We start from the raw sequence: 17,610 nt of genomic DNA, 5'->3' as shown, positions 1-17,610 counted from the left end.
TCAAATGGCGTGGGCGTGGCCGCCCAGATAGGCCTCGACGATGCGCGGGTCATCGGCCAGGGTGGCCGCCTCGCCCTCGATGAGGATGCGCCCGCTGTCCAGCACCGCCGCGCGGTCGGCGATGCGCAGGGCCGCCTTGGCATTCTGCTCCACGATGAGGATGGACAGGCCTTCCTGGCGGATCTGCGACACCAGGTCGAAGATGCCCTTCACGAATTTTGGCGCAAGGCCCAGCGAAGGCTCGTCCAGCAGCAGGATGGAGGGCTTGGCCATCAGCGCGCGGGCGATGCACAGCATCTGCTGCTCGCCGCCCGAGAGCGACCCCGCCACCTGGCTCATGCGCTCGCCGAGCTTGGGGAAGAGGGCGAGCACACGGTCCAGTTCGGCAAGGCCATGCCGGCCGCCGCCGATGACGAGGTTTTCCTTGACGCTCATGGGCGAGAAGATCTGCCGTCCCTCGGGCGCCTGCAACAGGCCACGGGCAACGATCTCGTTGCTCTTGAGCCTGGTGATGTCCTCGCCCTTGAAGCGGATGGTGCCGGATTTCGCCCGATAGATGCCCGAGATGGTGCGCATCAAGGTGGTCTTGCCCACCCCGTTGGAGCCGAGCACGGCGACGATGCCGCGCTCGGGAACGGTGAGGTCGACCCCGTGCAGGATTTCCTGCACGCCCATGGCGACGGTGAGATTGCGGATTTCGAGTAGGCTCATGGCTCCGCTCCCTTTAGTCGTCCACGCCCAGATAGGCTTCCAGCACCACCGGATCGGCCCGCACCACGGCCGGCTCGGCGTCGGCGATCTTGCGGCCGGAGGCGAGCACCACCACCCGCGAGCAGATGCCCATGACGAGGTTCATGTCGTGCTCCACCAACATGATGGCCATGCCGGTGCCATTCAGTGTCTTGATGAAGCGGGCCAGCTCCGCCGTCTCGGAATCATTCAGGCCGGCGGCGGGCTCGTCCAGGATCAACAGGTCCGGCTTCATGGCCAGCGCCCGGGCGATCTCCAGATATTTGCGCTTGCCATAAGAGAGGTTGGCGGCCAGCTCCTGCGCCTGGTCGGTGAGGCCCACGCGCTCCAGCGCCTCCCAGGTACGGGCCGAGATGGCATCCGCCCGCTTGGCGCCGCCCAGCACAGCGCCAAGCGCCGACTGGCCCATGGCCCCCACCGCCCCCACCGACACATTGTCGAACACCGACATGTTCGGGAAGACACGCAGGTTCTGGAACGTGCGCGACATGCCGCGCGCCGCGATCCTGTAGGGCTTCAGCCCCGAAACGGTCTCGCCCTTGAAGCGCACCGTGCCGGAGGAGAGCGGCGTGAAGCCGGAGATGAGGTTGAAGAGCGTGGTCTTGCCGGCCCCGTTGGGACCGATGACGCCCACCAGTTCGCCGTCCTCCACGCGGGTGGTCACATCGTCCACCGCCACCAGGCCGCCAAAGCGGCGGGTGACGTGCTCGATCTCGATCAGGCTCATTGCCAGCCCACCTCGCTCTTGGAGGGCGCCCCGCGCCATTTCAGGCCGAAGCCCCGCCGCACCACGGAGAGGGCGGAGACCTCGCCGAACAGGCCCTTGGGCATGAACAGAATGGAGAAGAACATGACGAGGCCCACCATCACGTTGCGCAGGTCTCCCAGGCCCCGCAGCAATTCGGGCAGCAGGATCAGCAGCACCGCGCCGATGATGGCCCCCGGCAGCGAGCCGAGCCCGCCCACCACGATCATGGCCAGGATCAGGATGGAGGTGGAAAAGCCGAAATCGTTGGGTGAGACATAGCCCGTCGTATAGGCCCACAGCGCCCCGGCAATGCCGGCGAAGAAGGCCGAGATGGTGAACACCTCGATCTTCAGCTTGACGGTGTTCACCCCCATGGCATCGGCGCACTGGTCGTCCTCACGCAGCGAGCGCAAGGCGTTGCCGTAATAAGAATGGCTCAGCCGGTGCAGCACGAAAATGGAGACCGACACCAGCACCGCCACCAGGAAATAGACCGCCAGCGGGGCTTTCAGCGGGAAGCCGAACAAATTGATGCCCGAGAACAGCATCACGCCGTTGGGGCCCTTGGTCACCGCCACCCAGTTGAGCAGGACGGTGTTGATCATCTGCCCGATGGCGAGCGTTGCCACCGCGAAATAAATGGAGACCAGCCGCATGGTGGGCAGCGCCACCACAAAGGCGAAGGCCGCCGCCACCAGGCCCGCCGCCGGCAGGCCCCAGACGAAGCCGATCTTCCAATCGGTGCCTAGGAGCGCCGCCACATAGGCGCCGATGCCGTAGAAGGCGGCATGGCCCAGATGCAGCAGGCCGGCGGCGCCCGTCACCAGATGCAGCGAGGCGGCGAGCAGGGCGAAGATGAGGACGAGATTCGCCACCTGGAAGAAATAGCCCTTGCCCGAAAAGGCGAGGACGGCCGGCACCAGGGCGAAGACGAGGAGAAGGACGAGGATCTTGCCGATCCAGCCTTTGCGCATGAGATCAGACACGTTCCCTCCCGGCTCCAAAGAGGCCCTGCGGAAAAAAGATGAGGGTGATGATCAGGAAGCCATAGGCGACCATGTCGGCCCAGTTGGACGAGATGAAGGTGGTGGCCAGCCCCTCGGACAGGCCAAGCAGCAGCGCGCAGACCACCGCGCCGGGAATGGAGGACAGCCCGCCCATGACCATGGCGACGAAGGCCTTGATGCCGGGAATGAAGCCCATGGCCGGAAAGATGGCGCCATAATAGAGCCCCACCAGGATGCCTGCCCCCGCCCCCATCATGGAGCCGAGCGCGAAGGTGGTGATGATGGTGCGATCGGTGTCGATGCCCACATATTTGGCCCCCAGCGGATTGGCCGAGACCGCGCGGATGGCGAGCCCCGCCCGGGTGCGGGTGAGCATGAATTGCAAGCCCGCCAGCATGATTGCCGCCACTGCGAAGATGATGACATCGCCGGTGACGATGGTGATGGGGCCGATCTCGATGGGGGTGTTGATGAGATACTCGAACGGCACCGTCTGCATCTGCGAGCCGAAGGCATATTCCAGCCCCTCGCGGGCGACGATGGACACCGCCAGCGAGGACATGAGCGTGGATTCCCGCATGGCGCGGGATTTCAGCGAGGCCTCGTCCGAGAAGCGCCGGAACGGCTTGAAGGCGATGCGCTCCAGCCCCACCCCCATGGCCGCACCCACCGCCAGCACCACGAACAGCACCACCAGGAAGGGCGGCGCGAAGGCGGTGATGAAGATAAGGCCCACGAAGGCGCCGAGCGTATAGACCTCGCCATGGGCGAAGTTCACCACGTTGAGCACGCCGAAGATCAGCGTGAAGCCGATGGCCATCAAGGCGTAGATGACGCCCTGTGACAGGCCGATGGCCAGTTGTTGCAGATAATACGGGTCGATCACGGAGGGCCCTTTCCGTCGGGTCGCGGACCGCCGGCGTCCTTGGGGGCAAGCCCCCTCACGCACCGGATGATGGATGGCGATTGGCGCAGCGCGCGGACGGGGGCTCTCCCCGCGTCCCGTCTCATCTGCGGGCGAATAGGCTCCAAGCGCTTCAAGCAAGTGGAGACGGCGGCGTGGGAGGGCGGGAGGGCACCGCGCCCTCCCGCCTTTGGCTCATTCGTCGACGGGGGTGAACACGCCGTTGATGATGCGCACCTTCATGAGCTGCTTCACCGGCTCGCGGTCGGGGCCGAAGGTGGTGGTGCCGGTCACGCCGGGGAAGTCCTTGGTGGCCGCCAGCGCGTCGCGCACCTTGGCGCGGGTGACGTTGGGATAGGACTTCACGATGGCGTCGAGCATGATGTTCACGGCATCGAAGGCCTGCGCCGGGAACTGGCCGGGCTCGGCGCCGCGCACCTTCACCCACTCGGCCACGAAGTCCTTCACCTCGGGCTTGGGGCTGTTGGGCATGAAGTTGGTGGTCAGCGACAGCCCCTCGGCATCGGTCCCCGCCAGTTCGATGACCTTCTGGTTATGGGCCGCCGAGGTGGAATAGACCGGGATATTGATCCCGAGCTGCTTCATCTGCTTGAGGAAATTGGCCGCGTCCTCATAGAAGAACGCGGTGTAGATGGCATCGGGCTTGGCGCGCTGGATCTTGGTCAGCAGCGAGCGGAAGTCGGGCAGGCCGCGATTGAAGAATTCGGTCAGCACCACCTTGCCGCCGCCGGCCTCGAAAGCGTCGCCGAAATACTTCACCGAAGTCTGGCCCCAGTCGGTCTGCTCGCCCACGAGCGCCACCTTCTTGATGCCCTTCTTGAGCATCCAGGCCGCATTATAGGGGCCTTCGCCCGCCTGGGTGGTGATGTTGCGGAACTGCCATTCGGAAATCTTGGCATAGTCCGGGTGGGAGGCGGTCTGGGAGAGCTGGGGCATGCCCGCCTCCTTATAGACCTGCGCCGAGGCCATGGAGACGCCGGAGGTAAAATCGCCCAGTACGCCCACAATGGCCGGGTCGTCCACGAACTTGCGGGCGATGGCGACGCCTTCCTTGGCGTCCGAGCGGCTGTCCTCGAACACGATCTCCACCTTCACCGGCAGGCGGCCGGAGGCGTTGAAGCGGGCGAGTGCGATCTCGGCAGCGGTCTTGAAGTCCTGGCCGTACTGGGCGGTGTTGCCGGTCAAAGGCAGCTGGTAGCCGATCTTGATGGGATCGGCCGCGAAGGCCGGGCCCACCAGGGCGCCGGCGGCGACGGTGGCAAGAGTTGCGGATGTCAGCGCAAGGCCGACAAAGGCGCGGCGAGTGGGGGAACGGGTCATGTCAGTCATGCTCACGTCTCTGGAAGGGGTGATGGGTTCTTTTTAGCCTGTTTTTTGTGCGCGTCGAAACGCAGGGCAGCGGGATTTCAGGCCGCCTTCCCCGGTTCCACGATCAGGCGGCAGCAGCCCTCCTCGCCGGGATGCCAGGTCTCGCCCTTGAAGACGAAGCCGGCGGCGCTGAAGAGCCCGCCATCAATGGCCCCGCCCGCCTTGCACAGAAGCTCCAGGTCTGCGTCCGAGCGGCCCATTCCGGCCCAGGCTTCCTTCAGGGGGCAGCGGTGGAACTTGATCTCCAGCCGCTCCGCGTCGCACTGGCGCACCTCGGGCTGGAAGAGGACATCGCCGGCGGGAATGCCGCCCAGAAAGCGGTCCTTCAGGCCCGGCAGATCGGCGGGGCCGAGATCGGCGAAGCGTGCGCCCATGGTGGCGCCCATGCGGCGGGTGGCCTCGCTGGAGAGTTCCACCGCCCGCTCGGTGCCGAACGCCTCGCGCAGCACGTCGAACATGTTGGCATAGGCGGCGGCGCGCATGTTGAACGCGCCCTGGAGCCACTCGATGGGCACCATGCGGCCGCTGGGCGAGCTCTCGGTCATGACCTCTTCCTTCTCTGGATGGACGGTATTGGTGTGTCAGGAGGGCTCGACGGCATCCTTATGCCGATACCAGGCGAGCAGGGTGGGGGCGACGAGTTTGGCCACCCCATGGAACGGATAGGGCCGCACGGGGGTCAGCGGCACCGGAAGATCCGCCTCCGCCTTGCCTTCCATGGCGTCGGCGAAGACGGGACCCAGCGCGCTGGAGAGCGCGACGCCGCGCCCGTTGCAGGCGACCCAGGCCCACAGCCCGTCGGCCACCCGATGGAAGCGGGGCATGCGGTCGTCGGTCATGCCGATGCGGCCGTTCCAGACGAAATCGAACGTGGGCACGCCCATTTGCGGGAAGATGCCCGCAAGGCGCGCGCCGATCAGCCGCTTCAGGCGCTCCGCGCCATTGAAGGGCACGATGAGCGCGCCGCCGGACACGAGGCGCCCGCGCGCATCCCAGCGGAAGAAGCGCAGGTCGCCGTGGGTGTCGGAGAGCGCCTGCCGGCCAGGCAAGACCTTCGCCCGCACCGCCTCCGGCTGGGGCGCGGTCGCCATCTGCCAGGACAGGACCGGCACCAGCGAATGGGCAAGGCGCGGCGCAAGGCCGGGGGCGAACCAGTCCGTATAGCCATTGGCCGCCATCATCACCTGATCGGCGATCACCCGGCCCTTCGCCGTGGAGACCACCCAGCCGGCGGGCGTGCGCTCCACCGACTGGACGGGGCTGTTCTCATAGAGGGATACCCCCGCCGCCACCGCCGCGCCGGCCAAGGCGCGGGCATAAGCGAGCGGATTGATGTGGCCGCCCGAGCGGTTGAGCATGCCGCCATACCAGGCGCGCGAGCCGGTGAGCGCCGCGGTCTCATCGGCGCTCAAGAGGCTAACCGGTGCCCCGCGCCGGGCCCAGGCCTCCACCCGCGCGGCGGAGAGCTTCACGCGGCCGGGGGAATGGGCGGGCTGGAACCAGCCGGTCTGTTCCGCCTCGCATTTCAGGTCGAGCCGGCGCACCAATTTGAACAGGTTCGCCGCGCTGTCCGACACCAATTGGGCGAAGCGCTCGCCCACCGCGCCGAAACGCTCCGCCATCACGTCCGGCTCGGCGCCGGTCATGGTGGGGATGACCTGGCCATTGTTGCGCCCGGACGCGCCCCAGCCGGCACGGGCCGCTTCCACCACCACCACCTTGTGCCCCCGCTCGGCCAAGGCCAGCGCGGTGGACAGGCCCGTGAACCCCGCCCCCACCACGGCCATATCGGCCCGGATCTCACCCTCCAGCGCGGGCGCGGCGGGCCGGTCGGGGGTCACCGACGCCCAGAGGGAGGGAGGAAAAGGCACGGGCTGTGTCATGGGGCAAGATCCGGTCTTCAGCGGCGCTTCAGGCCGCGACGGTTTCCACCTGAAGCGAGCCGTCGAAGAAATCGACCGCCGCCCGGGCATGGAGCTTGGTGGAATCGAACACCGGCAGCGGGCTGTCCTTGTGGTCGATCAACAGGCCGATCTCGGTGCAGCCCAGAATCACGCAATCGGCGCCAGCTTCCGCCGCCTTGCGGATCACGTCCACATAGAAGGCGCGGGAGCTGTCCTTGATGACGCCCTGGCACAGCTCGTCGAAAATGATGTCGTGCACGCCGGTGCGGTCTTCCGCCTGGGGCACCATCATGTGGATGCCGAAGCGGGCCGCCATGCGGTCGCGATAGAAATCCTGCTCCATGGTGTAGCGGGTGGCGAGCAGCAGCGGCTTCTTCATGCCCGCCTCCACCAGCGCATGGCCCACCACGTCCACGATATGCAGCAGCGGCACGGGAACCGCGCGCGCCACCTGATCGGCCACCAGATGCATGGTGTTGGTGCAGATGAGGATGCAGCCGGCGCCGGCCCGCACCAGGCCGTTGGCGGTATTGGCCAGCGCCTGCTCGGCCAGGTCCCAGCGGCCGGCCTTCTGCATGGAGACGATCTCGTCGAAATTCACCGAGTGGAGCAGGATGTCGGCGGAGGCGAGACCGCCCCGGCGATCCCGCACCAATTCATTGATTTCCTTGTAATAAACGGCCGTGCTTTCCCAACTCATACCGCCGATCAGTCCGATTGTCCGAGACACTGGACATCTCCCTCACATCAAAGTCACAGGAACGTTATCCCGGGCCGTGCGGAGGAAGTGCGCGTCTTTCGGCATACTTTCGTTAGAATACGCAATCTCATTGCGTTTGATCTTGCATATGTCGAAAATTTTTGCGCATCCTTGAACCTGCAAGCAAACGAGGCGCGCATGCTGGACATTCGGGACAAACGGATTCTGGAGAGCCTGCAGGAGGACGCCACCCTTCCGGTGGCCGATCTCGCGGACAAGGTGGGGCTCTCCACCTCCGCCTGCTGGCGCCGCATCAAGGCGCTGGAGGAGGACGGGCTCATCAGCAAAAAGGTGGCGCTGGTGGACCGGCGCAAGGCCAATGTGGCCATGACGGTGTTCGTGGGCGTGCGCACGTCCCGCCATTCCATGGCCTGGCTCGATGCGTTCCGAAAGGTCATCCAGGGCATCCCCGAGATCGTGGAGGCCTACCGCCTCACCGGGGACATGGACTATCTGCTGCGCCTGGTGGTGCCGAGCGTCGAGGTCTATGACGCGGTCTATAAGAAGATGATCAGCGAGGTGGACTTCACCGACGTCACCTCTTTCATCTCCATGGAGGAGCTGAAATACACCACCGCCGTCCCGCTGCGCTATGCCTGAGCGGAACGGCGGGGGATGGACGACTGCGAAACCTATGCCATCACCTTGGCATAGGTCTCGATTTCCACCTTCTGCCAGGGCCGCAGCATGGAGGTGACCTGCACCAATGTGCTCGCCGGGCGGATGGCGTCGAAGCGCTCCAGATGGGCGCGGGCGACGCCGTCCGCATCCGCCATGTCGCGCACATAGACCACCGTGCGCACCACGTCCTCCAGGCGCCCGCCCGCCTCGGTCAGCACCTTCTCGACAATGGTCAGGATGGCGCGGGTCTGGGTCTGCGCATCACTTTCCTCATGCCCCACGGGGGCGCAAGTGCCGGACACATGGATGTCGTCGCCCACCCGCACCGCGCGGGAATAGCCGAACACGCTTTCATAGGCTCCGCCGGAGGAAATATTGCGCCGAGCGGGGGACATGCTTTGGTTCATCTTCTCTTCCTCTAGAAATCGTAGGTGTCCCGAAGCCGGTACCAGGTCTCAACCACAGGCACCGCGCGCTTGGCGACGGGGTGGACGGGAAAAGCGGGGAAGGCGAGATCGTCAAAGGCGGTGCGCCCTTGCGGCGCGCCGAGCACCTGCAGGGCCACCTTGTGGCCGAAATAGGTGGCGCGGGAGACGCCGGTGCCGCAATAGCCGAGCGCGTAATGCACCCCCTGCCGCGTGCGGCCGAGATGGGGCACCTCGTCATAGGTATAGCCGATGCGGCCGTCCCATCCATGGGTCACGGGCACGTCGGAGAGCGCCGGAAAGGTCTCCAAAAGATCGCGGGCGAGATGGGCATAGGCAGCCGGTGAGCGGTCGGAGGCAAGGCGCCCCACCCGTCCGCCCCACACGATCCGCCGTTCGCCCGGCGCCGCGCGAAAATAAGAGAAGACGCGGTTGGTGTTGCCGTAGACGCGGTCCGTGGGCATCAATGGCTTGAACAAGGCCGACGGTATTTCCCCCGTCGCGATCAGCCCCGAGCCCACCGGCACGATGCGCCGCTTCAGTTCCGGCAGCATGCCGTCCGTATAGCCGTTGGTGGCCACGATCACCGCCCGGCAACGCACGGCGCCCCGTGGCGTTGCGAGGCTGAAACCGTCCGGTTCCACGCGGATACCCGTCACCCCCGCCCCGCCAATCACGGCCCCTCCGGCGGCAAGGATCCGCGCCATCAGCCCCGCATGATAGCGGCCGGGATGGAGACTGGCGTCCCCCGGCAGGACCGAGCCGCCATGGAACAGGTCCGAGCCGATTTCCCGGTGCTGCTCGGCGCGCGGCACCATGAAGCTCTCCACGCCCGCGAACGCGAAGAGATCCTCCATGTCGCGGGCCATGGCCTCGTAATGGGCGGGGCGGATGGCGCCACGAAAGCGGCCGCAGCGGGCAAAATCGCAGGCGATCTGCTCCCGCGCCACCAGGTCCGCGATGTAATCGAGCATGGCCACGCCCTCGCGCAGCATCGCCCGGGCCTTCTCTGCCCCGCGCAGGGCGATGAGATGCTGCACGCGGAATTTCTGGTTGCCGCTGCCGATCTGCCCGCCATTGCGGGTGGAGGCGCCGAAGCCCGGCACTTCCCGCTCCAGCACCAAGGGCACGCGGCCGTTGCGCACCAGGGTGAGAGCGGCCGAGAGGCCGGTGAAGCCGGAGCCGATGACGACCACGTCGGCGCGCTCGGGCAAGGGCATTGCGTCCGGCTCCGGCCGGGGCGCGGCGTCCCACCAATAGGGCCGGAAGGCGAGGCGCGCCCCCTCCGGCATCTGGCCGCGCGACAATTCCCCAAGGGTCGGATGACGCCCCGTCCCGCTCATGCCCATCGATCCCCTCTTGCACCGGGGCTGACATCCCCTCGGCACAATCTTCATACAAATATGTTGCATGACATGCAAGTTCGTTGTAGCCGATTAGAGCGCGGCAACGGCCAGTCCGCCGCGCCAACGGCCCGCAGGCGGGCCGCAAAAACAGAGCAGCGACATCAACTTACGACCTTCCAAGCAGGGAATGACGGCTCATGACCGAGCAATGGAGCTTTGCGCCCGATGCCCTCGCCACGCCGGCGGGGCTGGACCTTGAGGCGGCGCGCGCCTTCCTCGCCACGCACAAGGTGCGCTACGTGCTCGCCCAGTTCGTGGACATCTACGGCACCGCCAAGAGCAAGGCGGTTCCGGTGGATCATCTGGACGAACTGGTGGCCGAGGGCGTCGGCTTTGCCGGCGGCGGCGTCAACGGCCTGCGCCTTGCCCCGCACGAGGCCGAATATATCGTGCGCGGCGACCTGGAGACGCTGAAGCTCCTGCCCTGGTCGCCCGGCTATGCGCGCATGATGGGCACCGGCCTCGTGGGCGGGCGTGTCCACCCCATCGACACCCGCAACATGTTGAAGGCGCAGGTGGCGCGGCTCGCCGAGCGGGGCTGGACGCTGAATACCGGCATCGAGCCGGAATTCTCCCTGCTGGAGCGCACCACGGATGGATCGGTGCGCCCGTTCGACGGCACCGACACCTTGCGCAAGCCCGCCTATGATTATCGCGGCCTCTCCCGCGCCCGGCTGTTCCTGGAGCGGGTGACGGACAGCCTGAAGGCGCTGGGCATCGACGTCTACCAGATCGACCATGAGGACGCGAACGGCCAGTATGAGATCAATTTCCGCTATGCAGACGCTTTGACCTCCGCCGACAATGTCACGCTCTTCAAGATGGCGGCGGCGGAGGTGGCGCACGAATTGGGCGCCCTCTGCTCCTTCATGCCCAAGCCGAAAAGCTCGTTCACCGGCAATGGCATGCACATCCATTGCTCGCTGGCGGACGCCTCGGGGCGCAACATCTTCCATGAGGCGGGCGATGCCAATGGGCTGGGGCTCTCGCCCCTCGCCTATGCCTTCACCGCCGGCATCCTGCGCCATGCCAAGGCGCTGACCGCGTTATTGGCGCCCTCGGTGAATTCCTACAAGCGCCTGGTGGTGGGGCGCACCGCATCCGGCACCACCTGGGCGCCGGTCTTCATTGCCTATGGCGACAACAACCGCACGGCCATGGTGCGCGCGCCCTATGGGCGCATCGAGATCCGGGTGGGGGATTCCGGCATGAACCCCTATCTGGCGCAGGCCGCCCTGATCGCCGCCGGCCTCGACGGGGTGGACCGGGCGCTCGATCCCGGCGCGCCGCACAACGTGAATTTCTACGCCCTCAGCCCCGCCGAGGTGCGCGCCCGCGGCATCGAGACCTTGCCCCGCACGCTTTGCGAAGCGGTGGAAGAACTGGCGGCCAGCGACCTCTTCCGCACCGCGCTCGGCGCCGACTTCATCGATGAATTCGTGTCGCTGAAGCGCGAGGAATGGGCCGAATACCACCGGCACGTCTCCGACTGGGAGACGCAGCACTATCTCACCTTCTTCTGATCTTCCCTCCCCCAGAACTTGCCCTCACTCCAGCAACAGGAACCATTCCATGTGTGGAATAGCTGGTCTGTTCATCAAGGACCCCACCCTCGAACCTGACCTTGGGCGCCTCTTGGCGCTGATGACCTCCACCTTGCGCGGGCGCGGGCCGGATTCGGCGGGCTTTGCCATCTATGGCGATGCCACGCCGGGCCTCGTGAAGCTCACCTTCGCCGCCCCCGAGGGCACGGAGCCGGAAGCCCTCGCCGCCCGCCTCCTGTCCGCCCTCGGGGTGGGCGGCATCGCCGCCATCCGACACAGCCATGCGGTGGTGACGCTGCCCGCCGAAGACGTCGCCCGCGCCGAGGCCTGGCTGGCCGAGCATGCGCCGGAGGCCAGCATCATGAGCGCCGGCAACCGGCTGGAAATCTACAAGGATGTGGGCGACCCGGACGATGTGGCCGCCGCCTTCGCCATCGCCCAGATGGGCGGCAGCCACGGCATTTCCCACACCCGCATGGCCACCGAATCCGCCGTGACCACCGACGGCGCCCACCCCTTCTCCACCGGCGCCGAACAGTGCCTCGTCCATAACGGCTCCATCTCCAACCACGCCTCCCTGCGCCGCGCCCTGCGCCAGGACGGCATCCGCATCCGCACCGAGAACGACAGCGAAGTGGCCGCCGGCTATCTCACCCGCAAGATGCGCGATGGGGAGAGCCTGGATGAGGCGCTCACCTCCAGCCTGAAGGATCTGGACGGCTTCTTCACCTTCGTGGTGGGCACGGAAAGCGGCTTCTCGGTGCTGCGCGATCCCATCGCCTGCAAGCCGGCGGTGATGGCCGAGACCGAGCGCTATGTCGCCTTCGCCTCCGAGTTCAAGAGCCTCACCGTCCTGCCGGACATCGCCAGCGCCCGGGTCTGGGAGCCCAAGCCCGCGACCGTCTATTTCTGGGAGCATTCCTGACATGCCCGTGGTCGATCTTGCCAAGACCTCCCTCCGGGAACTGAACATGGCCCTGCAACAGCTCGGCCCCACCACCAACGAAACCGACTGGACGGTGCTCAACCCCGCTGGCGAGCATGCCATCGCGGCGGGGGTGGATGCGCCCGTCACCATCACCATTGCCGGCCCCGTGGGCTATTATTGCGGCGGCATGAACAAGCAGGCCACTGTGCTGGTGGAAGGCAGCGCCGGCCAGGGGGTCGGCGAGAACATGATGAGCGGCCTCATCCATGTGAAGGGCGATGCCAGCCAGTCGGCGGGCGCCACCGGACGGGGCGGCCTGCTGATCGTGGAGGGCAACGCCTCCGCCCGCTGCGGCATCTCCATGAAGGGCATCGACATCGTGGTGAAGGGCGGCATCGGCCACCTCTCCGCCTTCATGGGCCAGAGCGGACGCCTCGTTGTGTTTGGCGAGGCCGGCGAGGCGCTGGGCGACAGCCTTTACGAGGCCCGCCTCTATGTGCGCGGTCCGGTGGCGGGCCTCGGCGCGGACTGCATCGAGAAGGAGATGCGGGACGAGCACCGGCAGGAATTGTTCGAGCTCATCAAGGCATCCGGCGAGGCCGGCACCGTGGATGTGAGCGAGTTCCGCCGCTACGGCTCCGCCCGAAAGCTCTACAATTTCAACATCGACAATGTGGAGGCCTACTGATGACCGATAAAGACTGGCTTCCCACCACGCCGCGCAAGTCCGCCACCTTCGACGACTATGCGCTGTCCGAAATCCGCCGCGCGGCGGCCACGGGCATCTATGACATTCGCGGCGGCGGCAGCAAGCGCCGGCTGCCCAATTTCGATGACCTGCTGCTGCTGGGCGCGTCCATGACGCGCTACCCGCTGGAGGGCTATCGGGAGAAATGCGGCACCGAGGTCACGCTCGGCACCCGCTTCGCCAAAAAGCCGCTGCAGCTGGCCATCCCCATCACCATTGCCGGCATGAGCTTCGGCTCGCTCTCGGCGCAGGCCAAGGAAGCGCTGGGGCGCGGGGCGAGCCTTGCCGGCACCTCCACCACCACCGGCGACGGCGGCATGACGCCGGAGGAGCGCGGGCAGTCCAAGCATCTGGTCTACCAGTATCTGCCCTCGCGCTATGGCATGAACCCCGACGACCTGCGGCGGGCCGATGCCATCGAGATCGTCATCGGCCAGGGCGCCAAGCCGGGCGGCGGCGGCATGCTGCTGGGGCAGAAGATTTCCGATCGGGTGGCGGAGATGCGCAACCTGCCCAAGGGCATCGACCAGCGCTCCGCGTGCCGGCATCCCGACTGGACCGGGGCCGACGATCTGGAGATCAAGATCCACGAATTGCGGGAGATCACCAATTGGGAAAAGCCCATCTACCTGAAGGTGGGCGCCAGCCGGCCCTATTATGACACGGCGCTGGCCGTGAAGTCCGGCGCCGACGTGGTGGTGCTGGACGGCATGCAGGGCGGCACGGCGGCAACGCAGGAAGTCTTCATCGAGCATGTGGGCATTCCTCTGCTCGCGGCCATCCGCCCCGCCGTCCAGGCGCTCCAGGACCTGGGCATGCACCGCAAGGTGCAGCTCATCGTCTCCGGCGGCATCCGCAACGGCGCCGACGTGGCCAAAGCCCTGGCGCTGGGCGCCGATGCGGTGGCCATCGGCTCGGCGGCGCTGGCGGCGCTGGGTGACAATGATCCCCAGTTTGAAGCCGAATATGAGCGGCTCGGCACCACCGCCGGGGCCTATGACGACTGGCACGAGGGCAAGGACCCCGCCGGCATCACCACCCAGACCCCGGAACTGGCGGCCCGCCTCGATCCGGTGAAAGCGGGGCGGCGCCTCGCCAATTACCTGAAGGTGATGACGCTGGAGGCCCAGACCCTGGCGCGCGCCTGCGGCAAGAGCCACCTGCACAATCTGGAGCCGGAGGACCTGGTCGCCCTCACCATAGAGGCCGCCGCCATGGCCCGCGTGCCGCTCGCCGGCACGGAGTGGATCCCCGGCCAGCGGTTCTGAGGTGGGATTGCGCGGTGCGCAGGCGCCGCGCGATCACTCTTGGATTCACTCGTTATAGATGATGATGGACAGGAACTTCGCGCGCTCGTCCAGGATCCGCTCGGGGCCGTGCACCACATTGCCTGAAAAGGTGAAGGCGTCCCCGGGCTCCAGAATGTAGGTGCGCTCGCCGAAGCGATATTCCATCCGGCCTTGCAACATGTAGATGAATTCGGTGCCGGGATGGGAGAAGCGCGGCCAGGACAGGCTCTTCTTGTCCATCTCGATGAAGAAGGGCTCGAAGATCTTGCGCGGCCCCCGGTCGTAGGAGAGCAGCTTGTAGGTGTGGCCGTGCTTGGTGCCCACCCGCACCACTTCCATCTGGTCGGCCCGCTTGATGAGCTGGGCCATGCCGTTCTGCTGGTCGGTCTCCTGGAACAAATCGGCCATGCCGATGCCCAGCGCCTCACACACCCGTTCCAGGGAATCCAGGCTCGCGGCGGCCGCACCGTTCTCGATGCGGCTGAGCATGGCGCTGGAAATGCCGGCGCCCGCGCTGACTTCCGCGAGTGTCAAATTGGCGGAGGCGCGGCGGTTACGCAGGACGTTGCCGATGCGCTTTTCCAGCGGCACGCGGGCGGCGGACTGCTCGGAAGGGCCATGGGTCGGCGGGGCGGACTTTGCGGCGGGCTTGGAGCCGGACTTGGGTGCGGACTTGGGTGCGGACTTGGGGCCGGGCTTGGGGCCGGGCTTGGGGCCGGGCTTGGGGCCGGGCTTGGGGGCCGACGTGGGTGCGGATTTGGCCCGTTCCGAGGACCTTGCCGTTGCGGCGGGCTTGGCCGCTTCCCCCGCCGGCGGCGGCGCGGGGACCTTTTCCGTCGATCCGGCCTTCGCCGATGCGCGCGCGGGCGCCTTCGCCTTCGTGGCCATCGCCAAACCCCCAGGGCCGTTGCGTCAGGTGCGAAAGCATAGCCGCGCCACGGCCCCTTTGTAAGACCTTCCGTTCAGGAAAGTGCTTGCAGGCGTTGAACTTGCCTGTTGTCAGCCTGCAAATTTTATGCATCAGATGCATGAAAATAAATTGCATATAATGCAACCAACTGAGGCTGGGACGCAGCCGAACCTTCAAAAACGGGGACCCACATGACACTGATGTCCAATGCCGAGCGGAGCGGCCACGCCTCCGTCGCGGACGAAACGGGCCTGCATCGGGCCATCGACTGGAAAGGCGCGTTCTGGATCGCCAGCGGCGTTCCCGCCCTGGTGCTCATCTCCATCGGCGGCATGGGCGCCACCGCCGGCAAGCTTGCCTTCCTGGTCTGGGCGCTCTCCGTGGTGATGGGCTATTTCCAGGCCTACAGCTATGCCGAGATCGCCGGCCTGTTCGCCAACAAGTCCGGCGGCGCGGCGGTTTACGGTGCGGCCGCGTGGCTGCGTTATTCCAAGCTCACCGCGCCGCTCTCCGTGTGGTGCAACTGGTATGCCTGGTCGCCGGTGCTCTCCCTCGGCTGCGCCGTGGCGGCGGGCTATATCCTGAACGCCATCGCGCCGCTGCCGGTCTTCACGCCCGATTCGCCGGAAGTGGCCGCCTGGCTCAAATCGGCAGCCCATGCGGCGGCCATTGACGGCAAGAGCGCCGAGGAGGCCGCAAAGGTCGCCATCGCCGCCCTCACCGAGGCCGGCACGCCGGCGCTGCGCTCCTTCAAGCTGGTGAGCTTCTCGCTGTTCGGCCTCGCCAATATCGAGATCGGCGCCACCTTCTTCATCGGCGCGGTGCTGATGCTGGTGGCCTTCGCCATCCAGCACCGGGGCATCCTGGGCACGGCGCGGGTGCAGATGTGGATCGGCCTCCTGGTGGTGGTGCCGATGCTGATCGTCGGCGTGGTGCCCTTCTTCAACGGCTCGGTCCATGCGGCCAACTTCTCGCCCCTGGTGCCGCCCGCCGGCAGCTGGAGCAATGGCGGCTGGACGCAATTCTTCGGCGCGCTCTTCATCGCCGGCTGGTCCACCTATGCCTTCGAGACAGCGGTCTGCTACACCCGGGAATTCAAGAATCCGGGCAGCGACACCAAGAAGTCCATCATCTATGCCGGCCTCCTGTGCGTGGTGCTCTATGCGCTGGTGGCGGCCACCTTCCAGGGCTATCTCGGCCTTGACGGCATGACCGCGCCCGACATCGTGGATGGCACCGGCGTTGCCGCCGCCATGGGCAATATGGTGGGCTCCGGCTCCCCCATCATCACTCACCTGTTGGAGATGATGATGATCCTGGCGCTGATCCTGGCCATCATGATGGCCATGGCCGGCTCCTCCCGCACCCTCTACCAAGGCGGCGTCGACGGCTGGCTGCCCAAATTCCTCGCCCACACCAATGAGCACGGCGCCCCCACGCGGGCCATGTGGACCGACCTCGTGTTCAACCTGGGCCTGCTCACCTTCGCAGCCTCGGACGCGACCGCCTATTACCTCATCCTGTCCATCTCCAATGTGGGCTACATGCTGTTCATCTTCCTGAACCTGCAGGCCACCTGGATCCACCGCATCGACAGCCCGGACATCCCCCGCCCCTACCGGGCGCCCAACTGGCTGGTGGCATTGAATGCCGCGCTCGGCTTCTTCAACCTCCTGCTGATGGGAGCGGGCGCCAAGGTGTGGGGCAATCCCAACGCGCTCTGGTACGGGCTCGTCTTCGCCCTGCTCATCATCCCGGTCTTCCTCTATCGGCATTATGTCCAGGACAAGGGCCGCTTCCCCGACCACATGCTGGTGGATCTCGACCTGAAGGGCCAGGATCTCGGCGCCCGGCGGGCGGGCCTGCTGCCCTACCTCACCCTGGCGGCGGGGGCGGCGGTGGTCCTGTTCGGACACTTCTACTTCCAGCTTCCCACCTGAAGGCCCACAGGCCCAAGCGCTCCCGCGCCCATCGCGCGGGGGCGCTTTTACGCTTCTAAGAAAAATATCCTAGACCATATTCCTATTTCTGCGAACCTCTGCTATGGTCTCCTCACCTGGCACCAAGGAGGGGCGCGTCCGGAGCGGCCTGACGGGCGGTGTCGGGGGCGGGTGTCCGACGGGACGGGGAATAACGCACCTCGCGCCCGTTAGCAGAGGAGGCTGAAGGCCCAGGCGCACCGATCCGGTTCTGGTTCGGCCGGTGCTGATGGGAGAACCTGTTGCCCACGCGGCGCAGGGCCGAGGCCACAAATCCCCGCGCGGGAGCGGACGGAGC

General features: G+C 66.5%; 17 protein-coding genes. 6 read left to right on the top strand and 11 right to left on the bottom strand.

Annotation, left to right across the window (positions count from 1 at the left end):
• From J5J86_RS01000 to J5J86_RS00965, 8 genes are all read right to left on the bottom strand, one after another.
• A complete protein-coding gene (locus J5J86_RS01000; RefSeq protein WP_209103057.1) occupies positions 1-711 on the bottom strand; it encodes an ABC transporter ATP-binding protein in 711 nt (236 codons plus the stop codon).
• Positions 712-724: 13 nt separating this feature from the next.
• Positions 725-1,477, bottom strand: coding sequence for an ABC transporter ATP-binding protein (locus J5J86_RS00995; RefSeq protein WP_209103056.1), 753 nt, complete (start codon positions 1,475-1,477; stop codon positions 725-727).
• Positions 1,474-2,484, bottom strand: a complete 1,011-nt coding sequence (locus tag J5J86_RS00990) for a branched-chain amino acid ABC transporter permease (RefSeq protein WP_247657858.1) — start codon at positions 2,482-2,484, stop codon at positions 1,474-1,476. The genes J5J86_RS00995 and J5J86_RS00990 overlap by 4 nt, the downstream gene beginning before the upstream one ends.
• Positions 2,477-3,391, bottom strand: a complete 915-nt coding sequence (locus tag J5J86_RS00985; protein WP_209103055.1) for a branched-chain amino acid ABC transporter permease — start codon at positions 3,389-3,391, stop codon at positions 2,477-2,479. Before J5J86_RS00985 ends, J5J86_RS00990 begins: the two co-directional genes overlap by 8 nt.
• Before the next feature lie 213 nt (positions 3,392-3,604).
• Positions 3,605-4,759 (bottom strand): ABC transporter substrate-binding protein, encoded by a 1,155-nt coding sequence (locus J5J86_RS00980; protein WP_247657856.1) that lies wholly within the window; start codon positions 4,757-4,759, stop codon positions 3,605-3,607.
• Positions 4,760-4,836: 77 nt separating this feature from the next.
• Positions 4,837-5,343, bottom strand: coding sequence for an L-2-amino-thiazoline-4-carboxylic acid hydrolase (locus J5J86_RS00975; protein ID WP_247657854.1), 507 nt, complete (start codon positions 5,341-5,343; stop codon positions 4,837-4,839).
• 36 nt (positions 5,344-5,379) lie between these two features.
• Positions 5,380-6,681, bottom strand: coding sequence for an NAD(P)/FAD-dependent oxidoreductase (locus J5J86_RS00970; RefSeq protein WP_209103054.1), 1,302 nt, complete (start codon positions 6,679-6,681; stop codon positions 5,380-5,382).
• A gap of 28 nt (positions 6,682-6,709) precedes the next feature.
• On the bottom strand, positions 6,710-7,402 hold the full coding sequence (locus tag J5J86_RS00965) for an aspartate/glutamate racemase family protein (RefSeq protein WP_247658362.1): 693 nt from the start codon (positions 7,400-7,402) through the stop codon (positions 6,710-6,712).
• A gap of 201 nt (positions 7,403-7,603) precedes the next feature.
• Here J5J86_RS00965 and J5J86_RS00960 point away from each other — a divergent pair, with 201 nt between their 5' ends.
• Complete coding sequence (locus J5J86_RS00960) at positions 7,604-8,062, top strand: Lrp/AsnC family transcriptional regulator (protein WP_209105160.1); 459 nt, start codon at positions 7,604-7,606, stop codon at positions 8,060-8,062.
• A 32-nt stretch (positions 8,063-8,094) separates the two neighbouring features.
• Here J5J86_RS00960 and J5J86_RS00955 read toward each other — a convergent pair whose 3' ends face one another.
• Positions 8,095-8,490 (bottom strand): Rid family hydrolase, encoded by a 396-nt coding sequence (locus J5J86_RS00955; protein ID WP_209103052.1) that lies wholly within the window; start codon positions 8,488-8,490, stop codon positions 8,095-8,097.
• A gap of 11 nt (positions 8,491-8,501) precedes the next feature.
• Positions 8,502-9,851, bottom strand: a complete 1,350-nt coding sequence (locus J5J86_RS00950; protein WP_209103051.1) for an NAD(P)/FAD-dependent oxidoreductase — start codon at positions 9,849-9,851, stop codon at positions 8,502-8,504.
• A gap of 200 nt (positions 9,852-10,051) precedes the next feature.
• Between J5J86_RS00950 and glnT the strand changes: the two genes are divergently transcribed.
• Genes glnT through J5J86_RS00930 form a run of 4 tightly spaced genes read left to right on the top strand, consistent with a single transcriptional unit; the run spans position 10,052 to position 14,402 of the window.
• Complete coding sequence (gene glnT / locus J5J86_RS00945; RefSeq protein ID WP_209103050.1) at positions 10,052-11,437, top strand: type III glutamate--ammonia ligase; 1,386 nt, start codon at positions 10,052-10,054, stop codon at positions 11,435-11,437.
• Positions 11,438-11,486: 49 nt separating this feature from the next.
• The gene (locus J5J86_RS00940; protein WP_209103049.1) at positions 11,487-12,383 is read left to right on the top strand and encodes a class II glutamine amidotransferase; all 897 of its coding nucleotides are present in this window, start codon (positions 11,487-11,489) and stop codon (positions 12,381-12,383) included.
• Position 12,384: 1 nt separating this feature from the next.
• A complete protein-coding gene (locus J5J86_RS00935; protein ID WP_209103048.1) occupies positions 12,385-13,074 on the top strand; it encodes a GltB/FmdC/FwdC-like GXGXG domain-containing protein in 690 nt (229 codons plus the stop codon).
• Positions 13,074-14,402 carry an FMN-binding glutamate synthase family protein gene (locus J5J86_RS00930; RefSeq protein ID WP_209103047.1) on the top strand — a complete coding sequence of 443 codons (1,329 nt, stop codon included), beginning with the start codon at positions 13,074-13,076 and terminating at the stop codon, positions 14,400-14,402. Before J5J86_RS00935 ends, J5J86_RS00930 begins: the two co-directional genes overlap by 1 nt.
• Positions 14,403-14,447: 45 nt before the next feature.
• On the opposite strand, the gene J5J86_RS00925 is transcribed toward J5J86_RS00930, so the two are convergent.
• A complete protein-coding gene (locus J5J86_RS00925) occupies positions 14,448-15,311 on the bottom strand; it encodes a helix-turn-helix domain-containing protein (RefSeq protein WP_209103046.1) in 864 nt (287 codons plus the stop codon).
• 213 nt (positions 15,312-15,524) lie between these two features.
• Between J5J86_RS00925 and J5J86_RS00920 the strand changes: the two genes are divergently transcribed.
• On the top strand, positions 15,525-17,273 hold the full coding sequence (locus J5J86_RS00920) for an APC family permease (RefSeq protein WP_209103045.1): 1,749 nt from the start codon (positions 15,525-15,527) through the stop codon (positions 17,271-17,273).
• The last annotated feature ends 337 nt before the right edge of the window (positions 17,274-17,610 follow it).

Origin of the sequence: Aquabacter sp. L1I39 (genome assembly GCF_017742835.1) — a bacterium.
In the GTDB taxonomy this organism is placed as follows: domain Bacteria; phylum Pseudomonadota; class Alphaproteobacteria; order Rhizobiales; family Xanthobacteraceae; genus L1I39.
This window is presented reverse-complemented; position numbering and strand designations above follow the sequence as displayed.